Origin of the sequence: Brachyspira pilosicoli P43/6/78, assembly GCF_000325665.1 — a bacterium.
Taxonomy (GTDB): domain Bacteria; phylum Spirochaetota; class Brachyspiria; order Brachyspirales; family Brachyspiraceae; genus Brachyspira; species Brachyspira pilosicoli.
On the sequence record NC_019908.1, the window covers coordinates 1,482,403 to 1,509,277 of the forward strand.

24 protein-coding genes are annotated in these 26,875 nt (G+C 27.7%); 4 read left to right on the forward strand and 20 right to left on the reverse strand.

Annotated features, from left to right (window positions below):
• Positions 1–158 precede the first annotated feature (158 nt).
• The 13 genes from BPP43_RS06565 to BPP43_RS06620 all read right to left on the reverse strand — a co-directional run bounded on the left by BPP43_RS06565 (position 159) and on the right by BPP43_RS06620 (position 13,157).
• Positions 159–701 carry a hypothetical protein gene (locus tag BPP43_RS06565; protein WP_014932412.1) on the reverse strand — a complete coding sequence of 181 codons (543 nt, stop codon included), beginning with the start codon at positions 699–701 and terminating at the stop codon, positions 159–161.
• 1 nt (position 702) lies between these two features.
• Positions 703–2,241 carry a bifunctional ADP-dependent NAD(P)H-hydrate dehydratase/NAD(P)H-hydrate epimerase gene (locus tag BPP43_RS06570; protein WP_015274516.1) on the reverse strand — a complete coding sequence of 513 codons (1,539 nt, stop codon included), beginning with the start codon at positions 2,239–2,241 and terminating at the stop codon, positions 703–705.
• A gap of 21 nt (positions 2,242–2,262) precedes the next feature.
• Positions 2,263–3,003: a hypothetical protein gene (locus BPP43_RS12170; protein ID WP_252832271.1), complete on the reverse strand. Its 741-nt coding sequence runs from the start codon at positions 3,001–3,003 to the stop codon at positions 2,263–2,265.
• A gap of 193 nt (positions 3,004–3,196) precedes the next feature.
• Positions 3,197–3,910 (reverse strand): hypothetical protein, encoded by a 714-nt coding sequence (locus BPP43_RS12175; RefSeq protein ID WP_252832272.1) that lies wholly within the window; start codon positions 3,908–3,910, stop codon positions 3,197–3,199.
• A gap of 117 nt (positions 3,911–4,027) precedes the next feature.
• Entirely contained in the window at positions 4,028–4,363 is a 336-nt protein-coding gene (gene trxA / locus BPP43_RS06580) for a thioredoxin (protein WP_332835222.1), read from the reverse strand.
• Positions 4,364–4,769: 406 nt separating this feature from the next.
• On the reverse strand, positions 4,770–5,783 hold the full coding sequence (locus tag BPP43_RS06585) for an alpha-hydroxy-acid oxidizing protein (protein ID WP_013244568.1): 1,014 nt from the start codon (positions 5,781–5,783) through the stop codon (positions 4,770–4,772).
• An 80-nt stretch (positions 5,784–5,863) separates the two neighbouring features.
• Positions 5,864–6,184, reverse strand: a complete 321-nt coding sequence (locus BPP43_RS06590; protein ID WP_013244567.1) for a PTS lactose/cellobiose transporter subunit IIA — start codon at positions 6,182–6,184, stop codon at positions 5,864–5,866.
• 18 nt (positions 6,185–6,202) lie between these two features.
• Positions 6,203–7,534 carry a 6-phospho-beta-glucosidase gene (locus tag BPP43_RS06595; RefSeq protein WP_013244566.1) on the reverse strand — a complete coding sequence of 444 codons (1,332 nt, stop codon included), beginning with the start codon at positions 7,532–7,534 and terminating at the stop codon, positions 6,203–6,205.
• A 21-nt stretch (positions 7,535–7,555) separates the two neighbouring features.
• Complete coding sequence (locus BPP43_RS06600) at positions 7,556–8,941, reverse strand: glycoside hydrolase family 1 protein (RefSeq protein ID WP_015274518.1); 1,386 nt, start codon at positions 8,939–8,941, stop codon at positions 7,556–7,558.
• 23 nt (positions 8,942–8,964) lie between these two features.
• A complete protein-coding gene (gene celB / locus BPP43_RS06605) occupies positions 8,965–10,302 on the reverse strand; it encodes a PTS cellobiose transporter subunit IIC (RefSeq protein ID WP_015274519.1) in 1,338 nt (445 codons plus the stop codon).
• A 34-nt stretch (positions 10,303–10,336) separates the two neighbouring features.
• Positions 10,337–11,674 (reverse strand): PTS cellobiose transporter subunit IIC, encoded by a 1,338-nt coding sequence (celB, locus tag BPP43_RS06610; RefSeq protein ID WP_013244563.1) that lies wholly within the window; start codon positions 11,672–11,674, stop codon positions 10,337–10,339.
• A 48-nt stretch (positions 11,675–11,722) separates the two neighbouring features.
• Positions 11,723–12,805: a DUF871 domain-containing protein gene (locus BPP43_RS06615; protein WP_013244562.1), complete on the reverse strand. Its 1,083-nt coding sequence runs from the start codon at positions 12,803–12,805 to the stop codon at positions 11,723–11,725.
• A gap of 43 nt (positions 12,806–12,848) precedes the next feature.
• A complete protein-coding gene (locus BPP43_RS06620) occupies positions 12,849–13,157 on the reverse strand; it encodes a PTS sugar transporter subunit IIB (protein WP_014932404.1) in 309 nt (102 codons plus the stop codon).
• Between the two features lie 159 nt (positions 13,158–13,316).
• Between BPP43_RS06620 and BPP43_RS06625 the strand changes: the two genes are divergently transcribed.
• Complete coding sequence (locus tag BPP43_RS06625; RefSeq protein ID WP_015274520.1) at positions 13,317–15,188, forward strand: BglG family transcription antiterminator; 1,872 nt, start codon at positions 13,317–13,319, stop codon at positions 15,186–15,188.
• Positions 15,189–15,455, forward strand: coding sequence for an HPr family phosphocarrier protein (locus BPP43_RS06630; protein WP_014932402.1), 267 nt, complete (start codon positions 15,189–15,191; stop codon positions 15,453–15,455).
• A 60-nt stretch (positions 15,456–15,515) separates the two neighbouring features.
• On the opposite strand, the gene pnp is transcribed toward BPP43_RS06630, so the two are convergent.
• From pnp to BPP43_RS06655, 5 genes are all read right to left on the reverse strand, one after another.
• The gene (gene pnp / locus BPP43_RS06635) at positions 15,516–17,654 is read right to left on the reverse strand and encodes a polyribonucleotide nucleotidyltransferase (protein WP_015274521.1); all 2,139 of its coding nucleotides are present in this window, start codon (positions 17,652–17,654) and stop codon (positions 15,516–15,518) included.
• A gap of 61 nt (positions 17,655–17,715) precedes the next feature.
• On the reverse strand, positions 17,716–17,985 hold the full coding sequence (rpsO, locus tag BPP43_RS06640) for a 30S ribosomal protein S15 (RefSeq protein WP_013244557.1): 270 nt from the start codon (positions 17,983–17,985) through the stop codon (positions 17,716–17,718).
• Positions 17,958–18,887 carry a bifunctional riboflavin kinase/FAD synthetase gene (locus BPP43_RS06645; protein WP_014932400.1) on the reverse strand — a complete coding sequence of 310 codons (930 nt, stop codon included), beginning with the start codon at positions 18,885–18,887 and terminating at the stop codon, positions 17,958–17,960. Before BPP43_RS06645 ends, rpsO begins: the two co-directional genes overlap by 28 nt.
• Before the next feature lie 4 nt (positions 18,888–18,891).
• On the reverse strand, positions 18,892–19,839 hold the full coding sequence (locus BPP43_RS06650) for a hypothetical protein (RefSeq protein WP_014936708.1): 948 nt from the start codon (positions 19,837–19,839) through the stop codon (positions 18,892–18,894).
• A gap of 48 nt (positions 19,840–19,887) precedes the next feature.
• The gene (locus BPP43_RS06655) at positions 19,888–20,268 is read right to left on the reverse strand and encodes an STAS domain-containing protein (RefSeq protein ID WP_013244554.1); all 381 of its coding nucleotides are present in this window, start codon (positions 20,266–20,268) and stop codon (positions 19,888–19,890) included.
• Positions 20,269–20,407: 139 nt separating this feature from the next.
• Here BPP43_RS06655 and BPP43_RS06660 point away from each other — a divergent pair, with 139 nt between their 5' ends.
• Positions 20,408–21,748: a CoA-disulfide reductase gene (locus BPP43_RS06660; RefSeq protein ID WP_015274522.1), complete on the forward strand. Its 1,341-nt coding sequence runs from the start codon at positions 20,408–20,410 to the stop codon at positions 21,746–21,748.
• A gap of 89 nt (positions 21,749–21,837) precedes the next feature.
• Positions 21,838–22,446, forward strand: coding sequence for a hypothetical protein (locus BPP43_RS06665; RefSeq protein ID WP_014932397.1), 609 nt, complete (start codon positions 21,838–21,840; stop codon positions 22,444–22,446).
• Between the two features lie 442 nt (positions 22,447–22,888).
• Here BPP43_RS06665 and BPP43_RS06670 read toward each other — a convergent pair whose 3' ends face one another.
• Both BPP43_RS06670 and htpG read right to left on the reverse strand, forming a co-directional pair.
• Complete coding sequence (locus tag BPP43_RS06670; RefSeq protein ID WP_015274523.1) at positions 22,889–24,490, reverse strand: peptide ABC transporter substrate-binding protein; 1,602 nt, start codon at positions 24,488–24,490, stop codon at positions 22,889–22,891.
• Positions 24,491–24,776: 286 nt separating this feature from the next.
• Positions 24,777–26,696 (reverse strand): molecular chaperone HtpG, encoded by a 1,920-nt coding sequence (gene htpG, locus BPP43_RS06675; RefSeq protein ID WP_015274524.1) that lies wholly within the window; start codon positions 26,694–26,696, stop codon positions 24,777–24,779.
• Positions 26,697–26,875 lie beyond the last annotated feature (179 nt).

The window sequence follows — 26,875 nt, forward strand, 5'->3', positions numbered from 1 at the left end:
TTTATATCAACTTTTTCCCGCAGCAAAAAGTTGCAAAAAACGCACATACTATAGCTAATGTCTTAGGAATATGTATTAATATAAAATAATACCAACATTTTAAGCTAAAAACTAATCTCTTATAGACTTGACAATTTTTCAGTACAAACTAAAAATTGCTATCTTCTTATTCTCACAAAATTGCTGTGAGTAAAATTATCATCTATATCTAAAATGATTAGCATTCTATTTGCTTTTTTCCAATAATTTTTATCAAACGGCATTCTAAAACCAATACGCTGACCAACAGGAAACATTACATTATAAAACTTATCATTACCTGTAAAGATGAGTTTTTTATTATTATACAATGATACACTCGCTTTTAGTTCTTCTATTGTATTAGAATTAGTATAGTTAAAATTATTAACTTCTATAGTAGCTACTACAACTTCAGGGTTCTTTGAATCTATATTATTAATTTTACTTGTAATAGGAGCTCTAAACTTTCTAAAAAACTCTATATTATCAAATAATCCAGCCCTGTTTGCAAAAAAGAGTACTACCACAACAGTAAGAAATCCTCCATAAAGAAGCATAAACCATCTTCTAGAAAATATATTTGTAGTCCTTGGTATTTTAGGCATTTTTGGAGTATGCGGCGGTTTAACATTATAAAACTCTAATTCTGGTTTTTTTGGGTCATATACCTCTCTAGCCAATTTACATCATCCTCTTTAATATTTTTGACTGAAAATAAGCAACATCTTTAGCCTGAACAGAATCGCTGCCCAATTTTTTGCTGGCCTCTAAAAAACTTTGTGACTGCAATATTAATGCTAACTTTGAAGCCTCAAGCATTTGTAATTTTCTTGCTAAAAAAGCCCCTACAAAACCAGCTAATACATCTCCCATTCCAGCTTTACCCATAGAAACTGTAGGATTATAATTTATATATATATCATCATCATTCATCAAAAAACTTACAGCATCTTTTAATATTATATTTGCCTTAGTAATTTCTCTAAACCTTTGTAATGCATTATAAGGATTAGTTAAAGCTTCTATATGATTAATACCCATAAGCTTTTCAAACTCATAAATATGCGGAGTAAGTAAAAAGTTATTACCCAATTCTGATAAAGTGCTTTGAAACATCAAATATAAAGCATCAGCATCAATAACTGTAGGAATATTTATTTGCTTTAATATAGAATTGATAAAAACCTCTGTAGACATATCTCTGCCTATACCAGAGCCTATTATACAAGCATCACTTTTATTTATATCTTCTGCAATATATAAATCATCTGCTGTAAAATATTTATTATCATATTCTCCAACACCTATAACAACAATTTCAGGCATATCTATCATTACAGCATTTCTAACAGTTTCTAATATTGCCTTAGGAACATAAAGTCTAATATATCCTACCCCACTCCTATAAGCAGCCTTTGCAGATAGTATACAAGCTCCTGTATATTCATAGCTTCCGCATACTATGGCAAGCCTACCCTGCTCCCTCTTAGAATAAAAAGCATTTCTCACTATCTCTATATTTTCATCATAATCTATTAAATTAGCAATATAAGGAGCTTCATTTAATATATTCTCTGGAAATATTGATTTGATTATAAATAAGTCCCCAATATACTCTCTAGTGTTGTATAAAAACATAATGTCTTTAGCAAAACATACAGTATAAGTTTCATCTGCCTTAAAACAACTATTAGAACTATCATCAATCTTTGAATATAGTCCAGAAGGTATATCTATAGCTATTCTTATGATATTTAAATCATTTAAACTATCAACTAAAAGCTTTTGTATACCGCCTAAAGGTCTTCTTCCGCCTGTGCCGAATAATGAATCTAAAACTATATCATTTTCATCTATCAAATCAATAGCTTCATAAACATTCTCTTCATTGCCCAAATACTTTATTTCAACATTCATAGATTTTAATATATTGAAATTAGCATAAGTGTCTTTATTAACCTTGTCTAAATTGCCGGTAATATAAACATTTACATTGTATCCGTTTTTTATTAAATATCTCGCAACAGCAAAACCGTCTCCGCCATTGCCTCCAACAGATGAGAATATATGCACAAAATGAGTATTAAGTGTTTCAGCATATCTTTCTTCTAATAAATTAAATATATCTAAAGCTACATGCTCCATCAAAAGTATAGAAGGAATTTTTTCTGTTGTTTTTTTATCTATGTTTATTAGCTCTTCTGTTGTTACTACCTTCATTTAGATATCCTTATTTTTAAGTTATTTTCTATATTTGGTATTATCTTTAATTATTTCTACAAATGAAGATGCAGGATTTTTAGTAACTTTATTATATCTGCTCATTTTATACAATAAATCATTAAATCCAGAATGCTGTGATAATATTTTTGTATATGTTTCATTAGATATTGAATTAGTATTATCTTTAAAAACTCTTATATCATAATAAGCAGCCAATTTTAATGACCACATAGCATGATTATATTTTTTACCATCTTGCAAAATAGGATAAACTTTAATAAAAGATTTTGATAAAGTATTTTCAAATGCTTTTAAATCATTTACAGTACAAAATCTTGGAAGTAATTTATAAGTTACTTTGCTTCCTTTTTTGATTGGAGTAATTATATTATATTTATTATAAACAGATATTATAGGCCAATATGTAGAATTTCCATAAATCTCTTTAGCTATATCCCAATAATACATATTGTTTGATACAGTATAAGATAAATTAGCTGTTTTTACATTTGTAAAATATCCGTTTACTATATTATATAATTTCTCATTATCTACATTATTGCTTCCATTGTTATTAACATTCAAAGCAAGCATCATTATAACAGCAATAATTACAACTATTACTGCTGCTATTTTTAATAAAATAAAATTACCTTTTGTTTCTTTCTTTTCTGAAGATTGTTTTGATTTATTAGATTTTACTTCTTTATCAGAAATATTTGATATATCTAATAGTTCATCTTTACTATAATCTTTCATTTCTAATTTATTTTCATTACTAAGAGCAGCTTTTTCATTAAAGAATTTATTATCAACTCTATTAACAAAAACAGCATCAGCATTAAAACTAATATATCCCTTATTGTAGAAAAAAGTACCAAAATTATCTATATAAATACTTTCATTATGATCAACTAAATGTTTAATATTTTCAAATACAGCCTCAAAAAATTTACTTCTTTTCTAATCTCTCATTAACATCATCAATCTTAGCTATAATACTGTAAAGTGAAGCATCAAACCCCATATCAGCACTTCTAAAAGCTATATTATAATTCTTGTCAATAAATATATTTCCAACTTCATACATAAAAAATATTTTCTTTTCTAATACCAAAGCACTAATATTTTCAAATAAATTATTAATTTCATCTTTAACAACATTTCTATCTAAATTCTTTCTAGCAGAACATAATCTATCAAGTAGTTTATTGTAGCCCAAATATTTATTTTTGATATTTTGAATCTTCATTTCAACCAAATAAACTAAAGCTCTATCTTCCTCAAAATTCACATATCCATCATCATGGAAAAAAGTACCAAAATTCTCTATATATACTTTCTCTCCATTATCAACTAAATGTCTTATATTTTCAAAAATCATTTCATATAGCTTCTTTTTAATAGCTCTATTTTTAACTGTGTCATATTTTTCTGTTATAGTATTCAAAGAAGCATCAAAAGATATATCAGAACTTCTAAATATAATATTATAATTTTTATCTAAATATATATACCCTAGCTCGTACATATAAAAAACTTTATTGTTTAAAACATATGGAGTAATACTGGAAAATAATTCACTAATTAGTTTATTGATTTCGGTTTTTGTGGTTCTCAATCTTGAAGACAATCTATCAATTAATATACTGTTTGTACTAAACATAACTACCCCTTAAATAAACATAATAAAATTATATATTAATTTAAAATAAAAAAAAGCCTAATTCTATAATTTTATAAAAAAATCAGGCTTTTAATTTTTTATTTATTTAATTTATTTTTATAGATATTCTTGAAGCCACTCTTTTAATTGAGCCTCATTTTTCATTCCTTCAGCTCTCTTAACAATTTCTCCATTTTTGAAAACCATAAGTGTTGGTATAGATTGAACACCATATTTAGCAGCTATCTCTTCTGCTTCATCTACGTTTACAGCAGCAAAATTCATTTTATCAGAATTAGCATCTGCAACCTTATGCAAAACAGGTGTTTGCATTTTGCAAGGTCCGCACCACTCTGCAAAGAAATCTACTAAAGTTGCTTTATCTGATGATATAGCACTTTCAAAATTATCTGATTTTAATTCTTGTACTGACATATTAATCCCCTCGTTCATAATATTTAATGTTAGTATAATCTAAACATAATTTTAATAAATGTCAATATAATTATGTTAATTTTAAAAATCAAACTTATATAAATACATATTTATATACGAATTCAAATATTTTTATAATATACCAATATATTATAAAAAACATATAATACACATTATAGATATATATTGAATATAATAAATAAAACCAATAAAAACACAATTAATTTTTACAAAATAAGATTATATTTATTCAAAAGAAATTAGCAGTACAAAAATTATATATTTATAGAAAAAAATATATATAAAATTTTTTGTATACTAAAAATATAATAAAAATTTAACAAAATATAAAAAAACTCAATACAAAGAGAATTTTAAATCTCTTTAATATTGAGTTTAAATATTGGTCTATAAAAATAAAAAATTAAAATCTAACAATATCTCTAGTTATTTCTTTTAAGCTATGAACCCCGCACATAGTCATAGCATCTTCAAGTTCAGCCCCCAATTGAGCAACATACGATTCAACTCCTTCTTCTGCCCCGCCATAAACAGCTATAACAAAAGTCCTCGCAATAACAACCCCATCAGCACCAATAGCAAGAGCCTTTAATATATCAGCACCGCTTCTAATACCGCCGTCTACTAATATTTTAATTTTACCCTTAACAGCATCAACTATCTCAGGCAAAACCTCAGCAGTAGAAGGACACTGGTCAAGCACTCTTCCTCCATGATTTGATACTATTATAGCATCAGCTCCAGCCTCAACTGCCTTCTTAGCTCCTTTAGCTGTCATTATTCCTTTTATTATAAATGGTCTGTTAGCAATTTCTTTTATTTGTCTTAATTCATCAACAGTTTTGCTTCCTGCCTTTGGTGTAAGATTTTTCAAAAAAGGAAGACCCGCAGCATCAACGTCCATAGCAACAGCAAAAGCATTAGAATCTGCAACAAGTTTCATTTTTTCTTTTATAACATCTATATTCCAAGGCTTTACAGTAGGAATACCTATACCATTTTGCTTTTTTATCATAGTAGTAGCAGCAATCATTACATTAGGATTAGTTCCGTCTCCAGTAAAAGCAGCAATACCAGCATTAGCACAAGATTTTACTAATATATCATTATACTCTTCTTCTTCATACTTATTTCCATAATGAAGCTTAACAGCTCCAACAGGACCGGCAAATATAGGATATTTAAACTTTTTGCCAAATAACTCAAAAGAAGTATCAACATCTTCATTAGAAGATATTGTGTCCATATTAAGTCTTATCTCTCTCCATTTATCATAATTTCTAATAGCAACATCACCTATTCCCTTAGCTCCAGGTCCAGGCATACAATCTCTGCACACTCTTCCATTACATATAGCACAAGCCTTACAAAAACCCATGCAGTCTTTTGCAACTTCTATAATCTCTTTATATGTCATAAAAAATTCCTTTAATTAAAACTGTATCTTATAATTATATAATAAAAAAAATAAATAAAATAGTTTTTAATTAAAAAAAATTATTTTTGTTTTAATATATCTATCATTTCTTTTATGAGGTTTTTTTCACTCATAGCAGTCATTAAATGGTCCTGAGCATGTACAAAAAGCATTGTAATCTCTATTTTCTCGCCATCTGCTTCCCTACTTATTAAATTAGTTTGAAACTCATGAGATTTTAAAAGTAAAGAATCAGCCTCTTTCATTTTTTCTTCAGCCTCATCAAATTTATTCTCTTTAGCAAGTCTTAAAGCCTCATAAGCTAAACTTTTACTTTCTCCTGCCAAACTAATAATAGGAAATACATTCTCTTCCATAAACTTTTCTTGTTCTTCAGTCATATTAAACTCCCTATTGTATTATTTATTTTTATAAAATTGAGGTAAATAGTCTTTATTTTGTTTTATTATTTCATCGAGTACAGTTTTAGCAACTCTTCCGCTTACAACCAACGGATTGACAGTTAATGCTTGAAGTGCTTTACCATAATCTCCATGAACAGCCGCCTCTACAGTTAATTCTTCAAAGTTTTTCATAAGTTGTAATAATCCTCTCACTTCAATAGGGAAAGGTTTTTGCTTATGAGGTTTTAATTCATCTTTATAAACATTAACTGTAATTTCAACAGCACAATCATTAGGCAAACAATCAATAGTGCCATTATTTCTTGTAGATATTATCATCTCTGTACCTGCATTATTATACAAAGAACTTATAAGTTCGCAAGCAGAATCAGAATAATATTTTCCGCCTCTGTTGTTTAACTCTTCAGGCTTAGTATTTAAATCTGGATTTTTATATATTTCAAATAATTTTTTCTCTATTGCTTTTACCTGTTCTCCTCTTGTGCCTTTACCGTCTCTAAACTCTGCTAATTCTTCTCTTAGCATTTCATCAGTAAGATAATAGTATCTATGATAAGGGCAAGGTATCATTTTTGTATCAAGCACTTGTTCTTTTATCCAAGCTATTTCAGTATTAATATTAGCAGGACCATTTTCAAAACCATCTAAATATTTCTCTAAAACTTCCTGAGTTCTATCAACACCTTTATGTATTACCTCTCTTCCCCACAAAAAGTGATTTAATCCTCCGGCAACAAAAGTAATTTCTTCATCAGAAACATTCAATATTTCTGCTACACTTTTTTTCATGTTTACAGGAACATTGCAAAGACCTATCATTTTTATTTCTGGGTGATATTTCAAAACTGCTTCTGTAACTATTCCAGACGGATTAGTAAAGTTTATAAGATAAGCATTTGGAGATAATTCTTTTATATCCTTACAAATATCAAATATTACAGGTATAGTTCTTAATGCCTTAGCAAATCCTCCTGCACCATTAGTTTCCTGACCAATCATTCCATAACTTAATGGTATTCTCTCATCTCTTATTCTAGCATCTAGTAAACCAACTCTTAATTGAGTAGTTACAAAACTAGCATCTTTTATAGCTTCTCTTCTGTCTAAAGTTGTAAATATTTTGAACTTATCTTTTAATCCTGCTTTTTCTATCATTCTTCTTGAAAGATTAGCAACTATTTCCAATCTTTCTTTTGAAGGCTCTATATCAACAAGCCAAAGTTCATCTACCGGCAATTTATCGTATCTCTTTATAAAACCCTCTATAATTTCAGGAGTATATGAAGAAGCTCCTCCAATAGTAGCAATTTTTAATTTATTTGACATATTTATACCTCTAATTTTTTATTAAGCATCAAAGCCTTTATTTTTTACAAGCTCTCTAAACCAATGACCTGATTTCTTTATTGTTTTCTTTCCTGTTTCTAAATCGCATCGAATAAAACCATATCTATTTTTATAAGAATTAAGCCAAGACCAGCAATCTATAGGCGTCCACATTAAATAACCAAGACAATTAGAACCCTCTTCTATAGCTTTATGAAGCCATTTTAAATGTTCTGTTACAAACTCTATTCTATAATCATCTTCTACAACGCCTTCTTTTATAAATCTCTCTTCATTTTCAACACCCATTCCATTTTCTGTTATTAGCCATCTCATATTAGAATAATTATCTTGAATATTTTTTGCTATATCATAAATACCTTTATAATATATTTCCCAGCCTCTGTATGGATTCATAAGTCTGTTAGGCATTTCATAAGGCTCGAAGAAGTTTTCAGGCATTAAAGTATCTGATTTAAACTCTGTCTCTCTTGCCTTCACTCTTCTAGGCTGATAATAATTTATTCCAAGCAAAGTTATAGTATTTTCTTTTAATAATTCTTTGTCGCCTTGTTCGCATATAGGAGTAAGGTTATTTTCTTTTACGAATTTTACTAAATCTTCTGGAAACTCTCCTTTAGTAGCAGGGTCTAAAAAACTTCTATTAAACAACAAATCGCATATATGTGAAGCTTTTAAATCTTCTTTATTGTTTTCATCTCTAGGGTAAGAAGGAGTTAAGTTTAATATTATTCCTATATCTCCAGTTTTTCCAGATTCTTTAAACGCTTTTACAGCCTTTGCACTAGCCAAGTTCATATTATAAGCTACTTGAATAGCCCTTTTAAATGATACAACTTCAGGATAATGAAACTTATACAAATATCCTCCCTCAGCAACAACTATAGGCTCATTGAATGTAAACCATTTTTTTACTTTATCTCCATATAGTTCAAACATTTTAGAAGCATATTTAGCATAGAGTTCAACAACTTCTCTATTTTCAAATCCGCCAATCTCTTGAAGTTTTAAAGGCATATCAAAATGATACAAACACATTATAGGCTCTATATCATTTTTTATAAGTTCATCTATAACATTATTATAAAACTCAACTGCTTTTTCATCTAACTCTAGAGTGTTAAAATTTTTTATTATTCTGCTCCATTGTATTGAAGTTCTAAAAACATTATGTCCTGTTTCTTTTATTAATTTTATATCTTCTTTATAATCTCTAAAGAAATTAGATGTATATACTGGACCTACTTTATTATGGAATTTATCTGGTGCTATTTCAAACCAATAATCCCATATACTTTTATTAGCTTTATCATAAAAACCTTCACTTTGAGGTCCTGATGTAGAGCTTCCAAATAAAAAATTATCTTTAAATCTATATTGTTTCATATTATAAAAAACCTCATTATAATTTATTTATTATTTGCTTCTTCTTTTTCTAAAGATATTTCATAAGCCTTTAGAAAAGGTTTATACATTAGATAAGAAGTAAATATAAAAATTAAACTTAATATCATAGCTCCAAAGTTTAAATTAGTAGCAAGCAATGCTCCTAAAGGTGCAGGAGTTGTCCAAGGCACTAAAGTAACAACATGACCTACAATATTTAATTTTGTTAGTATATAAGCTATTGTTATATTGATAATAGGTATAAATATAAAAGGTATCATTAATAATGGATTCATTACTACAGGTGTGCCAAACATAATAGGTTCATTAATATTAAATATTGATGGCACTAATGCCAATTTACCAATAGATTTTATATGTTCATTTTTGCTTCTAACCATTGCTATTGCTAAACCTAATGTTGTTCCTACTCCTCCTATAAGGGCATATAAATCAAAAAAACTTCCAGCCCATATTTTAGTGATTTCTTCTCCTGCCTGTAATGCACTTTGATTAAATGCTAAATTTGATAAGCTTATAGAAGAAATTATAGCTCCAAGTATATTAGTACCATGAAGACCCGCAAACCATAATAAATGCACCAAAAATAGTATTAATATTATTGATGGAAGAGAATCTGATATATAAAGTAATGGTTCAAATATCTTCATAAATAAATCAGGAAGCATTAATAATAAACTTTTTTGTATTATAAGATTAATTGCTTGAAATAATACTATAACTACTGCTACAGGTATTAAAAGCTCAAATGACTTAGCTATTGCAGGAGGAACAGATTCTGGAAGTGTGATAATTAATTTCTTATGAACCAAAAATCTGAATATCTCTATAGAAATTATTCCAAATATAATAGCTACAAATAACCCTTTAGCGTCCATAAATCTTACGTCCATTACTGGTATATAGCTATCAGCGTCAACTAAAAATGATTTTGATACAGATTCCACTATAGGTACATACTCAACCTTTGCAGATACAAGTAAAAAACTAAATAATGATAAAAATCCGCCTGTTATAGAGTTAAGATTATAATGTCCAGATAAAGAATAACCTATTCCATAAACTATAAACATACACATTATACCCATACTCACATTAAAAGGCTGCATTAAATCTGCTTTATATTTTGCCATTAAATTGGTATACCATTCTAAATATAAAAAATTATTTTTGTCAGTAAGAGGTAAGTTTAATATTAAAAGTATAAATGAACCCACAATTAAAAATGGTACAGCAAATACAAAACCATCTCTTATTGCATTTAAATATCTATTACTAGCAACTTTTCCTGCTATAGGAAGTACTTTCTCTTCTATAAAATGCATTATTTTATCATTCATTTTTATGCTCCATTTTATTAATGATATTATAATCTTATTTATTAGCTGATTCTTCTTTCTCTAAAGATATTTCATAAGCTTTAAGAAAAGGTATATAAGCTAAGTATGAAGTAAATATTAAAACTAAACTTAATATCATAGAACCAACATTTAAGTTAGTAGCAAGCAAAGCAGCTAATGGACCAGGAGTAGTCCAAGGCACCAATGATACAATATGACCTATAATATTTAATTTGGTAAATATCCAAGCTATAGTAGCATTGATTATAGGAAGAGCTATAAACGGAATCATTAATACTGGATTCATTACCACTGGAGCACCAAACATTATAGGCTCATTAATATTAAAAACTGCAGGCACTATTGACAATTTACCAATAGATTTTATATGTTCATTTTTACTTCTCACCATCGCTATTGCCAAACCTAAAGTAGTACCAACACCGCCCATAAATACATAAGAATCAAAGAAACCGCCGGCAAATATTTTTGTTACAGGCTCTCCTGCTTGTAATGCCGCTTGGTTTATTGCTAAGTTTGATAAAGTAATTGCTTTTACTATAGCATCAACTATATTAGTACCGTGTAAACCTGCAAACCATAATATATGTATAACCAACAATAATATTATTATAGAAGGTAAAGAATCAGATACATGAAGAAGCGGTTCAAATATTTTCATTACAAGTTCAGGTATCATCATAATTAGTTTCTTTTGTATAATAATATTTAATGCTTGAAATAATACTATCACAACTGCTACAGGTATTAAAAGCTCAAATGACTTAGCTATTGCAGGAGGAACAGATTCTGGAAGTGTGATAATTAATTTCTTATGAACCAAAAATCTAAATATCTCTATAGAAACTATTCCAAATATAATAGCTACAAATAATCCTTTAGCGTCCATAAATCTTACGTCCATTACTGGTATATAGCTATCAGCGTCAACTAAAAATGATTTTGATACAGCTTCCACTATAGGCACATACTCAACCTTTGCAGATACAAGTAAAAAACTAAATAATGATAAAAATCCGCCTGTTATAGAATTAAGATTATAATGTCCAGATAAAGAATAACCTATTCCATAAGCTACAAACAATGACATTATACCCATACTCACATAAAAAGGCTGAACTAAATCACCCTTAAAAGCTTTCATTAAATTATCATACCATTCCATATATAAAAAGTTGTTTTTGTCTGTAAAAGGAAGGTTTAAGATTAAAAGTATAAATGAACCTACAATTAAAAATGGCATAGCAAAAACAAATCCATCTCTTATTGCATTTAAATATCTGTTGCTTGCTATTTTAGCAGCTATAGGTAAAATTTTATTTTCTATAAAAGTCATTAATTTATCATTCATTATCAATCTCCAATAATATATATATCCTTATTATTATTATAAAAAAAATTATTCTGTTATTTTAAATCTTTGAGCCATGTTTATATAGTCTAGTAAGAACAAATACTCTTCATCAACTCTTCCAACAACATTTGTTCTTCCAGTGTTTTTTATGTCTTTTAATGCTATTTGTAATTCACCTGCATAACTTCCATATTCTGAAGAGTCAATAAGTATATCTCCTCTTTTAATCTCTGTAACAGCATTAAATAACTTAAAATTATGTCCTTTATATTTTACTCTAGGATTTGATGACCTAATAAAATATTCACTAGCGTCAGCTCTGTTTTGATGAAGTTCTTCAAGTACAATTTTTCTCTCTATTTCAGGGATACTGTCTAATAATTTAGCCTTTAATGTTATGAGTCTTTTATCTAAACTTTGAAGCTTTTTAAAAGACTCTTCATTGGCATAGCAATTAGCAATAAATACAGCATCTACACCTAAGAAAAATAATTCCATAGCCTGTATTTCTATAGGCAGATTTCTATGCTCTTCCAAAGTGCATATCCCGTCATCTACAGGCCAAGGTCCAAAATTAGCCTCTTTTGCATTAATAAAGGCTGATGATTTTATTGAATGCTTTTTAAAACGATTCATGCTTTCAATAAATAGCTTTTTATCTAATCCGCTGTAAGCATGAGGATAAAAATTATAACAGCCTATTAGATTTTCTTTATTAGGATAATAATTCATTATAGTATCTATATATGAAGTAGAATTACTCATATTAAGCTCTATTTTTAAATTATAATCATTATAAGTCATTAAGCTCTCTTCATTTCCGCTAAAACCCAAATCTAACCTTATAGCCCAAGCTCCTAATTTATAAAAAAACTCTAAATTATCATAAGATATTTCTAAAGATTTAAATACTGCTGGAGAAATATCTAAAGTAGTTTTTATTCCTCTCTCTTTTGCATAATTTATAATCTCAGAAAACTCTTTTATAATCTCTTCTTTAGAATGCTCAACCGATAATAAGCACATAAAACATCTTGTAAAACCATATTTAGAAGCTAAGTCTATATAAGATTTATTTTCTTCCATTTTTGAATGAAACGGATAAATAGAAATGCCTAACTCTCTCATAAAGTATATCCTAATAAATTAATAAAACTATTTTGTAACGCTATTATTGAACTTTCAAGTTTAGAGCGAAATCTAATATTTTCTCTCCATTCATCATACCGTAATCTTTAAAATCTATAACATCTAATGGTTTATTTTTTTCTTTTGCTTTTGCTTGGAATTCTTTAAGCTGGAATTTTACTTGCGGTCCAAGTAAAAATACATCATAGCTGTCTAAAAGCTCATTAAATCTTGCAGTACTTACAGCCTCTATTTCTACTTCAATATTTCTCTTTGCAGCAGATTCTTTCATTTTTTTTACAACCATGCTTGTAGACATTCCTGCTGAACATAATAATAAAATTTTAGTCATATATATTTACCTCTTCTTTTATTTTTTATTTATTATAAAGATAACACTTTATATTAATAACTCAAACAAGAAAATTTCTATTTTAATCTGGTAATTTTTTGTGTATTATTTTTTTATATTAATATATAATATAAATATCTTTATAAGTTTATATGAATTATGAAAAGTAAATATATAAAAGAACTATTATCCATTCTCTCTAATGAATCATATATCACAGCAGAAATGCTTGCAAAAAAATTGCAAATAAGTGAAAAAACTGTAAGAATAAAAATAGCAGAATTAAATAAAGAATTAGAAAACACAGGAATTAAAGTAGTATCCAAAGCAAGATATGGTTATATTTTAGAATGCGATAATCATAAAGATATGTCAAATATAAACCTTAATGCACATATATTTAACGATTTTGAATATAGATTAAAATACATATTTGAACATCTTATTAATAATAATAATACATATATAAAATCTGATAATCTTATAAGTGCATTAGATATATCAAAAACAACACTAACAAATACATTAAAAATCATAGAAGATAATATTAGATATTATAACTTAAAAATAGAACGCAAGCCAAATTATGGTATTAAATTAATTGGTAAAGAATTTGATATTAGAAACTGCATAATAGATTATTATTTAAAACAGCAAATATATGATAAAAAATATATAAATAAAACTATAGAAAATATAGTAATTAATTTTATAAAGAAAAATGATATAAAACTATCTGAGGTAAACTTAGAAAACTTTATATTATATATTTCTGCATCAATAGAGAGAATAAAAGAAAATAAAAATATAAACGATTATAATGATGATAACATATTAAAAGATGTAAAAAAAGAAGAATTGAAATTAGCAAGAAAATTAGCAAATATATTAGAAAAAGAATTAAATATAAAATTAAATGATACTGAAATAATTTTTATAGCAATTCATATAGCATCAAAAAGTTTATTATCAAATAGTGAAAATTATATTATACAAAACAAACTAGACAATGTAGTTCAGGATATGCTCGATTTGATATACAATAATTTAAAAATAGATTTAAGAGATAATTTAAACTTAAGATTATTGCTTAACCATCATATGATACCGCTTGATATAAGAATAAGATATAATGTTTTACAAAAAAATCCAATGCTTAGCGACATAAAAACAAATTATTCTCTAGCATACCTAATAGCATCAGAAGCTAATACTGTACTTAAAACATATTATAATAAAGAAATATCAGATGATGAAATTGGTTTTTTGGCATTATTATTTCAAATAGCTTTAGAGGAAAATAGCGAAGAGAAAAAGAAAATCAATATACTAATAGTATGCGGAAGCGGAAAAACTACTTCAAAGCTTCTTATGCATAAATATAAAAAAGAGTTTGCTGACTATATAGAAAATATTTATACTACAGATTTGATAATGCTTAAAGAGTTTGATTTTTCTAAAGTAGATTATATATTTTCTACAGTACCTATAGTTTTTCAAGTACCTGTTCCTATTGTTCATATAGGATTATTTTTAGAGACTAATGATATTATAAAAGTAAAAAATGTACTAGATTTATCTGAAAATGATTTTTTAAATAATTATTATAATAAAAAATTATTCTCTACAAATATAACAGGAAACAGCAGAGAAGAGATTATAAAAAACATATGTAAAAATATTAAAAAATATATTAATATACCAGATAATTTTTATGATTTGGTAATGAAAAGAGAAAGCTTGTCAGAAACAGATTTCGGAAACCTTGTTGCAATTCCGCATCCTTTTGAAATTGTAACTGATGAAACTTTTGTATTTGTTGCTATATTAGAAAAGCCTATTATATGGTATAAAAATAATGTGCAGGTTGTATTTTTAGTTTCTATATCAAATAAAAAAGATGATAATTTACAGAAGTTTTATCAATATACTGTTGACTTTTTGTTAAATGAAAAAAACGTGATAAAGCTTATAGAAAATAGAAGTTTTGAAAATCTAATGTATTTATTAAAAAATTCTTCGGGAGAATAAATGGAAAGTTTTAAATATATTATTAACAATACAAACAATATACATGCAAGACCTTTAAGCGAACTTGCTAAAATAGCAAAAGACAGCGAATGCGATGTTACTATAATAAAAGATAATACATCAAAAGATATAAAAAAAATAATAGGCATAATGCAATTAGGCTTAAAAGTTGGAGATGAAGTTATTATCAATATAAAAGGAGAAAATAAATCAAAAGAGAGTGAAGCTAAAAAAAATATCTTGAATTTTTTTAAAACGAATTTTTAATATAAAAAAAGAGGCTATTATTAAATAATAACCTCTTTATATATTTATAATACTAAAATATTAAAATCTCTTTTTTCTGTCATGCTTTCTTTTATTGTTGTTTTCTTCTTCAACATAATCAGCAGGTTTTTCAAGTAAAGCTTTTCTGCTTAAAGAGTATTTGCCGCCTTTAACATCTATAATTTTTACTTTTACTTCATCGCCAATCTTTAAAACTTCTTCCACATTCATAACATGTTTATAAGCAAGTTCAGATATATGACAAAGTCCTTCTACACCAGGTAAAATCTCTATAAAAGCACCAAACTCTTTAATGTCTTTTACAACACCGTCATAAACTTCACCAACCTCAGGGTCTTTAACATAAGAGTTAATAAGGCTAATAGTTTTATCTAAAGTAGGAGTATCTGGAGCAAATATATTAATTACGCCGCTATCTTGTATCTCAACATCACTTCCAGTCTCTTCAATGATAGCTTTTATATTTTTTCCTCCAGGTCCAATCAATACTCTAATTTTCTCAGGGTTTACATCCATAGTTTTATACTTAGGAGCAAAATCTGAAATCTCATTAGGGTTAGATATAGTAGCTTCAATTTTATCAAGTATAAAATATCTTGCCTTTTTAGCCTGTTCTAAAGCCTCTTTTAATATTTGAGTAGATATACCAGTAAGTTTAATATCAAGCTGGAAAGCAGTGATACCTTTACGTGTACCAGCAACCTTAAAGTCCATATCTCCTAAATGGTCTTCAACACCCTGTATATCTGTAAGCACTTTATATCCATCTTTATAAGTAGCAAGTCCCATAGCAATACCAGCAACACTAGCATTAAGAGGAACACCAGCTGAAAGAAGCGACATAGTGGAAGCACAGATTGTAGCCATTGATGAAGAACCGTTACTTTCTAATATTTCAGCAACTACTCTTATAGTGTATGGGAATTTATCTTTTGGAGGAAGTACTGCATTAAAAGAACGCTCTGCTAAATTACCATGTCCAATTTCTCTTCTTCCAGGAGAGCCGTATCTTCCAACTTCTCCAACAGAAAATGGAGGGAAATTATAATGAAGCATGAAAGTTTTATTTTCTTTTCCGTATATATCGTCCATTAATTGAGCATCTTTCTCGCTTCCTAATGTAACTATAGATAAACATTGAGTTTGTCCTCTAGTAAATAAAGCAGAACCATGAACTCTAGGAATAAGATTAGTCATTGTGCTTATAGGGCGAATCTCATCTAAAGCTCTTCCGTCTGGACGCATTCCCTTCTCTACTATAGCCTCTCTTACAATTTCTTCTTCTATAGAATGACAAATGCCTTTAACTTGAGATATTAATTTTTCATCTTCTATTTTTGTTTTAATATACTCTTCTACTTCATTAAAAGCATTATCCATACTTTCATTTCTTTTAGCTTTATCAGGATTATAATTAGCAGCTTCTATTTTTTCTCTGCCGTATTCAGTAACCATCTTTACTAATTCAGCATCATACTCAAATAATTCCTGTTCTATTTTTTGAGTACCGCAAAGAGCAGCCATTTCATTTTGCATATCAATATATTTCTGCATCTCTTTATGAGCTAACTCTATAGCACCGATAAATACTTCCTCAGAAACCTCTCTTGCCTCACCTTCAATCATAAGTATAGCATCTTTACTTCCAGCAACTATAATATCTAATTCGCTTGATGCAAGTTCACGGTTTTTAGGGTTGATGATATATTCACCATTTTTGTACCCTATTCTTACAGCTGCCACAGGTCCTCCGAAAGGTATCCAAGAAATAGTGAGTGCTGCAGATGAAGCTATTAAAGCTAAAGCATCTGTAGGCATATCAGTATCTACAGAAAGTACTGTAGGAATAATTTGCACCTCATTTCTAAAACCTTCAGGGAAAAGCGGTCTTAAAGGTCTATCTATTATACGAGAAATAAGTATCTCTTTATCTCTAGGTTTAGCTTCTCTTTTGAAGAAACCACCAGGAATTTTACCGCCTGCATAATATTTTTCATTATAATTTACAGTAAGCGGGAAAAAGTCTGATTCTAAATTAGGCTCTTTTGCCGCAACAACTGTAGCTAAAATAGTAGTATTTCCTAATCTTAAAGTTACTGAACCATGTGCTTGTTTTGCTAAAAGTCCTGTCTCTAAAATTAATTCTTCTCCGCAAAATACACTCTTAACTGTTACCATATATTCTCCTTATTACAAAATACCATAGACAGTATTAACTATTCACTATTATCAAGCACTATTATTTTCTTATTTTTAATTTCTGTATAAGATTTTTATAAGCTTCAAGGTCAGTTCTTCTTAAATAATTAAGAAGTTTTCTTCTTTTAGCTACCATTTTAAGAAGTCCCATTCTTGAATGATTATCTTTTGTGTGCTCTTGGAAATGTCCTTTTAAATAAGTTATACGATTAGTTAAAAGAGCTATTTGTACTTCTGCTGAACCTGTATCTTTTTCGTTCTTTCCAAATTCTTTAATAATTTTTAGTTTTTCGTCTGCTGTAATAGACATTTTTTTCTCCTTTTGAAATATTTTCTTACATTGTATTCATCTTTTTCTAATAATGATTTCACTTCTTCTATAGAGTTAACTTTAATATTATCTCTAATATATTTAAGAAATATAACTGTTATTTTTTTACCATATATCATTTTAGAAAAATCTAATATATGGCTTTCTACTCTAAGTTCTTTATTTATGTTGCTTATACCTATAAACGTTAGAGCTTTATATAATTTAGCACTGTTTCCTATTTTTACTAAAGAGCTGTAAACCCCCATCTTAGGAACAAATATGCTATCATTTAATTCTAAATTAGCAGTAGGATAACCAATCTTTCTGCCCAAAGCATTACCATGTATTATAATGCCGCTCATACTATAATTTCTGCCAAGCATCTTAGAAACATTATCTACTTCGCCGTTAGATAAACAATCTCTTATTTTACTGCTGGATACCTTATCTCCGCAATGATTAAGAAAATTAACTATATTTACATTAACGCCTTTTTCTAAAGCATATCTCTTTAGAAAATCAATATCTCCAACTCTATCCTTACCAAAAGCAAAGTCTTCTCCAATAACAATTCGCTTCATCTTATAATATTCTATTAACCTATTAAAGAACTCTTTAGCCTCCATTGTATAAAATTCTGGTAAAAAGTCAATAACTATTATATAATTAACACCCAAAGCCTTGATAAAAGATATATTTTCTTCCATATTATAAATAGATACATTCTTCTTTCTTATCATCATAACAACAGATAATAAGTTATATTTCTTAGCCATATTAACAGTATATTTAATAAGCTTCTGATGCCCCTTATGAACACCGTCAAATTTACCTATTGTAACTACACTACCCTTTTTTATATCTATCTTGCAAAAATCATTAATAACAACTTGATTCATTCTATCATTCTTCCATTCTCTTATTATTACGCATTAATATAATATTTATAACTAAAGACAATATTATAATTAATAAAGAAAAAACACATAAAAATATACTAAAATTAATATAATTATCCATTAAAAAACTATATTTAAATCTAACAAAGAAAAATACTATTCCAAGCATTATATAAATAATAAATCCCAAAAGCATATTATGATATACAAACTTAGAAAATGATAAAGAGCTGCTAATCATATAAACTGATAACAACAATAAAAATAAAGCAATATATAAAATAGATACAAAAAATACAGATAAATCATTAACACTAATATATTTTAATAATCTATTCAAATAAGATGACATATCAAAGCCAAATACTATATCTTCTACAATTCCAGATATATAGCCATAAATATTTTTTCTGCTCAAAGAAACCAAATCCTTATTTACAACATCATTGCTATTTATTTCTACAACATTATTCATAATAACTTCATTTTTTGTAACAATCATATTATCAGCAAAGTATAGTTTATTAGAATATACAGTATCTATTAATATTGAACTAGCATATGCATCATTAGTAGGAGTAGCTTTTATTAAATAATTATCTACCTTATATAAATAATTTGAATCTTTTATGATGTATTTATCAGCATATTCTATATCATTAAAATTAGCATTAAAAAATATTATGTAAGATGGATATATTAAAGCTATTATACTAAATATAATTATAGTAATAATATTTAATATATGATTTTTTTTATTAAATACGCCTATAAATATAGAGCTGCATAAAAAAGATATAAATAATATAGAAAAAATATTACTTATGCAAAAATTTTTTAAAACACTTATATTAAAACCATATAAAAAGTTTTCTAAATATCTAAATAAATAAATACAAAAAAATATTATAAAAAATATAAATGCCGTAAATAAATTCTTCGCAACTTTCATAACATATATATTATACTATAAAGACAAAAATTCAAGCATAAAAAACATTTAAGCAGATTTAGTATGATTAAATATTCCAAAATTGTAAAGAGCATCATTTAAACTCTCAAATGATTCTATTGAGTTTGAAAGCTCCATTAAATCATAATCCATTTGAACAATACCATTCATATTTGAAAGTACAATATCTCCATAGCAATCATTATTAAGTTCTTTTTTAAAATCTATAAAATAATTCCATATATCCCTTTCAATAAAAGAACATTCAGAAAGATTAAGTATTATATTATTAATGCCCTTAGATAGATATTCAAACATTATATCTTTTATTTTAGGAAGAGATTCTAAGCATATATTCTTTTTTAAATATAATACCATTACAGAATCTTCTTTTATGAGATAATTAATTTCAAATGAACAATCAATCATATTTATATGATAACAACTTTTTATCTTTTGTCAACAAAAATTCATAAAATAATATTGTTGTTAACATTTAATTGACAAATAAGTATTATCTATTATACTTTAAACGTAGATTTATTTTTATTAACGGAGTTTATTATTTATGAAAAAAATCATTATTATAGGAGGCGTTGCAGCTGGAATGAGTGCTGCTGCAAAGGCAAGAAGATTAGACAAAGATGCTGTTATAACAGTTTATGAAAAAACTGAATATGTATCTTGGGGAGCTTGCGGTATGCCGTATTATGTTGGAGGTTTTTTTGATAGTTCCAACACTATGATAGCAAGAACTGCTGAGGCTACTATAAAATCTGGAATAGATTTAAAAGTTAAACATGAAGTATTAAAAATTGATGCTAATAACAAAAAAGTAGTAGTAAAAGATTTAGAAAATAATAAAGAGTTTGAAGACAGCTATGATACTTTGCTTATAGCTACTGGAGCAAAATCTATAATACCAAAAATAGAAAATATTAATATTGGAAATGTATCTACACTTAAAGAGTTTACTGATGCTCTTAACATGAAAGAAAAAATGAAAGATGAGAAAATAAAGAATGTAGTAGTGCTTGGTGCTGGTTTTATAGCTATAGAGGCTGCACATAATATAAAGCATCTTGGTAAAAATGTGAGAATAATACAGCGTTCTGATAGAGTATTTGGAGCGAAATTTGATAAAGAGTTTTCTGATTTAGCTATTGAAAATATAAAGGCACATATTGATTTAAACTTAAATGAAAAAGTTTTATCATTAGAAGCAGACAGCAATAATAATGTTAAAGCAGTTGTTACAGATAAAGGTAAATATGATGCTGATTATGTTGTTGTTGCTATTGGAGTGACCCCTAATAGTGATTTGGCTAAAGAGGCTAGAATAAAATTAATGGAAAATGGTGCTATATTTGTTGATAGAGAAGGAAAGACTAGTATTGATTCTATATATGCTGCGGGGGATTGTGCTGGAATATATGACAGAGTATTAAATGATACAAGCTATGCTGCTTTAGCTACTGGTGCTAATAAACTTGGAAGAATGGTTGCTTCTAATTTGATTGGAGGAAAAGAAAAGTTTATTGGGAGCTTAGGAAGCGCTTGTATACTTTGCTTTGATTTGGAGATGGCAAGAACTGGTATTACAGAAGAAGAAGCTAAAAAAAGAAATATTAATTATAAAACTGTTACAGTAAAAGATATTGACCATACACATTATTATCCGGATTATCAGGACTTACACATTAAACTAGTATATTCTGCAGAAGACAGAAAAATATTAGGCGGTCAGATTGCTGGAAAAAGAGGGGCTGTGCTTAGAAGCGATGTAATAGCTGCTTGTATACATGCTGGGCTTACTGTTGATGAGTTGGGTATGCTTGATTTATGTTATGCTCCTCCTTTTGCACGCACTTGGGACTCTTTAAATGTTGTAGGCAATGCTGCTAAATAATATAAAAAATTAAGTATTTACATTCAATTTTAAATATTATAATTCCGTTTTATTATATGGAGTTATAATGTTTAAAATTGGAGTTTTTTATGTATAGGTATATATTTATCTTTATAATGTTTAGCTCTCTAATGCTATCTGCTCAAAACAATATGGACACTAATAGCATAATGTATGACATATTAAAAAACAGAGCATATATCACAGAAAGAGATAAACTCACATCAAAAATAAATATACTTACCTCTTGGAAAAATACTCAAAAATATATGCGTGAAAATAGTTTTAGATTTTTCAAAAGATATGGAAGAACTTTAACATTAGAGTTTAGATATAGATATCCATACTATTTTCAAGTAGCAAGCTCAACTCCTATAATATTTATGTTTGATGATGGAAGCACTTTAGAATTAACAAACATACAAAAAACAGTATATAATCCATTTACAATGGGTAATTTAAAATACTATGATATAGAAGTAAGATATAAATTTAATAATGATAATGAGTTTGACAATTTCACTACAAAAAGCATATCAAATATAAGATTTAATTTTATTAATAATCTAAACGAAAACACCTACGAAGACATAGCAATATCGCCTACAGCAACAAGCAACTGGCAAAGCAATTTTACTATGTTTAGAGATGCCATTAACAAGCTTGAAGAAATTCAAGGTTCAGCAAATACTTATTAATAATTAATCTAAAATAGTTTAAAATATTAACCGCACGGTAGACAAAATTTTGGTTAAAAATTTGGCTTATCATTTTAGATTTATTATGTTTTAAAGTAATGTTCTGCGTGCGTTGTGATATTTTTTAAGTTTTTTATTTGCAGGGCTTTGCGCTTAACGAAGTACACACCGTACAGCACCCCACTTCTTTTACAGACTCTCTGCGTGCCTGCGGCAAGGTACCTTTCGGTATTGGTATAAAAGAACCTTATATCCTTCGGATACGCTTCGCGAAGAACTTCATTTTTAACCTAAAATATAAGCATTATAATATATATAATTAAATATTAGCATAGTATGTAAATTTTTAGAAATCTAGCAAAAAAAATTAAAGTTCTTTTACTACCGTATGTACTTCATTTAGCAGTAAAAGAACTTTTGTCAAAACACAATTTATTAAAAATTATTTTTCTTTATAAGCATATGTGAATCTATGTATTGAAAGAGGATTATAATATACACCTTTTAATTTCTCTGATACAAGCAAAGGCTCAGTATTGAAATACATAGGCATTATAGCATAACTATCTATCAATATCTTTTCAGCTTTATGCATAGCGTCCATTCTAGCATTTTTATCTGATGAAGTTAAAGCTACTTTTAAATATTCATCATATTCTTTATTACTAAAAGTTGGGAAGTTTAGAGGTGCTGGAGTGGTAAATAAATCTAAGAAGTTAATAGGGTCATTAAAATCTGCATACCAACCGCCTCTCACTATAGTAAATAATCTGCTATATCTATTGCTAAAGAAAGCAGCCAACTCTTCTTGAACTATTTGAACATCTATACCTAAATTCTCTTTCCACATCTGCTGAACCGCTTCAAATATTGTAACATTTAATCCGCTGTCTGTGTTAAACTCTAAAACAGGAAAACCTTCACCATTTGGATATCCAGCCTCTGCTAATAACCTTTTAGCTTCTTCAACATTTTTAGCATAATCATTTATATCAAAGAACTCTCCGCCCTTCTCTCTAAAATCTTCTCCATCAACATCATTAACACCATAAGGCACAAAAGCACTAGTAGGAACTTCTCCGCCTTTAGTAACATTTTCAACTATATATTTTCTGTCAATAGCTAATGTTAAAGCCTTACGTATTCTCACATCCTTTAAAATCTCATTAGTAGTGCTGAAACAATAATAGTAAGAGCCTAATAAAGGTTTTATTTGCAATATGCCCTCTTCTTTTAATACAGGTATATCTTGTGTAGGAACTACTTTAGAAAAATCTAATGTTCCGTCTTTTATACCAGCAACTGAAGCAGTAGGGTTTTGCATCATTATAAAGTTTAATTTTTCAGGCAACACTTCTTTATAATTCCAATAATTTGTGTTTTTTACCATTACTATTCTATCATCGGGAGAAATTTCTATAGTTGTAAAAGGACCATTTCCTATATAAGTTTCTGCATTTACTTCCCATTTATCAGCATACTGTTCTATAATATCTTTTCTTACAGGGTAGAATGTAGTAAAACCAACTAAATCCAAAAAATAAACAGTAGGTCTTTCTAATACAACTTCTAAAGTATAATCATCTATAGCCTTAACTCCTAATTCTTCCTTAGTCAATTCACCAGCTATAATTTTTTCTGCATTTTTTACAGGAGCAAATTGATATCCATAATCGCTTGCAGTTTTTGGATCAACAACTCTCCTCCAAGAATATACAAAATCTTCAGCAGTTACATTTTTTCCATCACTCCATTTAGCATTAGTTCTTAAATGGAATATGTATCTCAAACCGCCGTCAAGCTCTTCCCAGCTTTCAGCAGCTCCGCCGGACATTTTTCCGTCTTTATCAATTGTAGTTAAACCCTCAAAAGCATGAGTGATATAGTATGATCCTATAACAGTAGAGCTTATAGCAGGGTCTATACTTTTTGTCTGCGGACCAAGGTTGATATTTAATGTGTTATCAGATGACTCATTATTATTAGAACAAGATGCTAATAAAACAGATAACATCATTAAACAAGTAATAATTTTTAATCTCATAAATTAACTCCAATATTTAATATATATTTAAAAAATACTGCATTTTTTAGCTAAAATATCGGTATTATAACTACATATATTCTTAAGATAATAGCTATAATATTTGTACTTTTTGCTACGGGAAAAAGTCGATAGAAAATAATTATTATAACTATTTTTATGAAATATGTTAAACATATGCTTCAAAAAATTTACAATAAAATTCTTAAAAGATAAAAATTGAAAAAATATAACCTTTAAAAATTATTCTCCCAATTTCTATCTTTAATAAAATCATAATCAACTATTATAACTTTAACATTAACTTACTCATTCTGCTTGCAAATAATTTAGGGTCTTCAAGAGGAAGTCCTTCTAATATACAAGCCTCATCATAAAGAAGTTCGCTATACTCCTTAAACAAATCAGAAGTTTTATTAGCCTGATATTCTTTCTCTATTGCTTTAAATACATCATGAGAAATATTAATTTCTAATACTCTCTCTGGCTTCATAGCAAACATAGGATTGCCGCTTTCAGCAAGAACTTTAGCCATATTAAAGCTTATAGAATCTTCTTTATTTGATAAACATACAACACTCTCTTTAAGTCTGTTAGTCTCTCTCACCTCAGCAACCTTATCAGCACCTAATACTTCTTTTATAGCATTAAGTACATCTTTATTAGAAGAATCTTTGTTTTCATCTTTATTTTCTGTATTGTTGTCAGCTTGAAGTATAGAATGAAGTTTAGTGCCGTCAAACTCTCTCATCATATTAACCATAAACTCATCAACTCTGTCAGTAAAATAAAGCACTTCATAACCTTTATCTTTCATGCCCTCCATATGAGGAAGTTTTTCTATTGTAGCTTTATCTTTAGCAGCTGCATAATATATAAACTCTTGACCTTCTTTCATTCTTGATTTATATTCTGCTAATGTTGTATATTCTTCGTCTTTTGTCTCTGATGACTGGAATAACAATAAATTAGATAACTTATCTTTTTTACTAAAGTCTGAATATATTCCTATTTTTATAGACTCACCAAACTCTTTGAAAAACTCTTGATATCTTTTTCTGTCATTTTTTAATATATTTTCTAAAGTTTCCAAAACCTTTTTTTCAACATTTGATGCTATTCTTTTTAATTGAGTGCTATGCTGTAAAATCTCTCTTGAAATATTTAAAGAGAAGTCAGGAGAATCAACCAAACCTCTTACAAATTTTAAATATTCAGGAAGCAAGTCTTTACATTTACCCATTATAAATACGTTTCTTGAATAGAGTTCTAAACCTCTCTCAAAATCTGGGTGTAGGAAATTGAAAGGTGCTTTTGAAGGTATAAATAAAAGTGCAGTATATTCTATAGTACCTTCTGCCTTTGTATGTATTACTTCAAATGGGTCTGCATAATCATGGAAATGCTCTTTATAAAACTCATTATACTCTTCTGGCTTAACATCGCTTTTTGATTTTTGCCATATACTCACCATTGAGTTAATAGTTTTTTCTTCATATTGCTGAATTTCTTTTTCATCTTTTTTTGGTATAGGCATATCCATAATAATAGGATAATGAACATAGTTTGAATATTTATGAATGAGTCCTTCTAAAGTGTATCTGTTGCAATAATCATCATCAACAAATCCGTCTTCTTCTAGTTTTTTATCTTTTGGTTTTAACTTAAGTATGATTTTTGTTCCTCTGTCTTGCTTATCAATATCTTCTATAGAATAAGAACCGTCTCCATTACTCTCCCAACGAACACCCTTTTCACTATCAACATTTTTAGTCTCTATTATAATATTATCAGCAACCATAAATGCAGAATAAAAACCAACACCAAATTGTCCTATTAAATCTATTCCGCTTTCTTTTGATGCTTCTTTATCTTTTTGTATTTTCTCCAAAAATGCTTTGGTACCGCTTCTTGCAATAGAGCCTATATTATTGATAACATCTTCTCTTGTCATACCTATTCCGTTATCTATAATACTCAATGTTCTATTTTGTTCATCTATTTCTATTTTTATTCTTAAATTATCTATATCAGTATATTTATCGCTTTTAGTTATAGATTCAAATCTAGCTTTATCTAGAGCATCGCTTGCATTTGATATAAGCTCTCTTAAAAATATTTCTTTATGAGTGTATATAGAATGCACCATTAAATTTAATATCTGTTTTGTTTCGGCTTCAAAATTAAGTATTTGTTTTTCTGCCATAATAAACTCTCCTTTATAGGTTTTTATAAATTAAAAAAATTCTTTATACGGATTAAAGATTAAATATATAAAAAGTATTGAAGTGAATATATAAAGTCTAAAATAAAGTTTAATATATTATAAAAGAAAAATAAAAAAATTCAAATTTTTTAATAATAATTATTTTAAGTTTTTGTTGT

Bases quoted from the DNA above. Each gene is read 5' to 3' on its own strand.
- BPP43_RS12170 (WP_252832271.1), bottom strand. From the start codon at position 3,003: ATGAAAGATTATAGTAAAGATGAACTATTAGATATATCAAATATTTCT.
- BPP43_RS06660 (WP_015274522.1), top strand. From the start codon at position 20,408: ATGAAAAAAATCATTATTATAGGAGGCGTTGCAGCTGGAATGAGTGCT.
- htpG (WP_015274524.1), bottom strand. From the start codon at position 26,696: ATGGCAGAAAAACAAATACTTAATTTTGAAGCCGAAACAAAACAGATA.
- rpsO (WP_013244557.1), bottom strand. From the start codon at position 17,985: ATGTCTATTACAGCAGACGAAAAACTAAAAATTATTAAAGAATTTGGA.
- celB (WP_015274519.1), bottom strand. From the start codon at position 10,302: ATGAATGATAAAATAATGCATTTTATAGAAGAGAAAGTACTTCCTATA.
- BPP43_RS06650 (WP_014936708.1), bottom strand. From the start codon at position 19,839: ATGAAAGTTGCGAAGAATTTATTTACGGCATTTATATTTTTTATAATA.
- BPP43_RS06645 (WP_014932400.1), bottom strand. From the start codon at position 18,887: ATGAATCAAGTTGTTATTAATGATTTTTGCAAGATAGATATAAAAAAG.
- BPP43_RS06585 (WP_013244568.1), bottom strand. From the start codon at position 5,783: ATGACATATAAAGAGATTATAGAAGTTGCAAAAGACTGCATGGGTTTT.
- BPP43_RS06570 (WP_015274516.1), bottom strand. From the start codon at position 2,241: ATGAAGGTAGTAACAACAGAAGAGCTAATAAACATAGATAAAAAAACA.
- pnp (WP_015274521.1), bottom strand. From the start codon at position 17,654: ATGGTAACAGTTAAGAGTGTATTTTGCGGAGAAGAATTAATTTTAGAG.
- BPP43_RS06595 (WP_013244566.1), bottom strand. From the start codon at position 7,534: ATGTCAAATAAATTAAAAATTGCTACTATTGGAGGAGCTTCTTCATAT.
- BPP43_RS06670 (WP_015274523.1), bottom strand. From the start codon at position 24,490: ATGAGATTAAAAATTATTACTTGTTTAATGATGTTATCTGTTTTATTA.
- BPP43_RS06665 (WP_014932397.1), top strand. From the start codon at position 21,838: ATGTATAGGTATATATTTATCTTTATAATGTTTAGCTCTCTAATGCTA.
- BPP43_RS12175 (WP_252832272.1), bottom strand. From the start codon at position 3,910: ATGTTTAGTACAAACAGTATATTAATTGATAGATTGTCTTCAAGATTG.
- BPP43_RS06630 (WP_014932402.1), top strand. From the start codon at position 15,189: ATGGAAAGTTTTAAATATATTATTAACAATACAAACAATATACATGCA.
- BPP43_RS06620 (WP_014932404.1), bottom strand. From the start codon at position 13,157: ATGACTAAAATTTTATTATTATGTTCAGCAGGAATGTCTACAAGCATG.
- BPP43_RS06625 (WP_015274520.1), top strand. From the start codon at position 13,317: ATGAAAAGTAAATATATAAAAGAACTATTATCCATTCTCTCTAATGAA.
- BPP43_RS06590 (WP_013244567.1), bottom strand. From the start codon at position 6,184: ATGACTGAAGAACAAGAAAAGTTTATGGAAGAGAATGTATTTCCTATT.
- trxA (WP_332835222.1), bottom strand. From the start codon at position 4,363: ATGAACGAGGGGATTAATATGTCAGTACAAGAATTAAAATCAGATAAT.
- celB (WP_013244563.1), bottom strand. From the start codon at position 11,674: ATGAATGATAAATTAATGACTTTTATAGAAAATAAAATTTTACCTATA.
- BPP43_RS06600 (WP_015274518.1), bottom strand. From the start codon at position 8,941: ATGAAACAATATAGATTTAAAGATAATTTTTTATTTGGAAGCTCTACA.
- BPP43_RS06655 (WP_013244554.1), bottom strand. From the start codon at position 20,268: ATGATTGATTGTTCATTTGAAATTAATTATCTCATAAAAGAAGATTCT.
- BPP43_RS06615 (WP_013244562.1), bottom strand. From the start codon at position 12,805: ATGAGAGAGTTAGGCATTTCTATTTATCCGTTTCATTCAAAAATGGAA.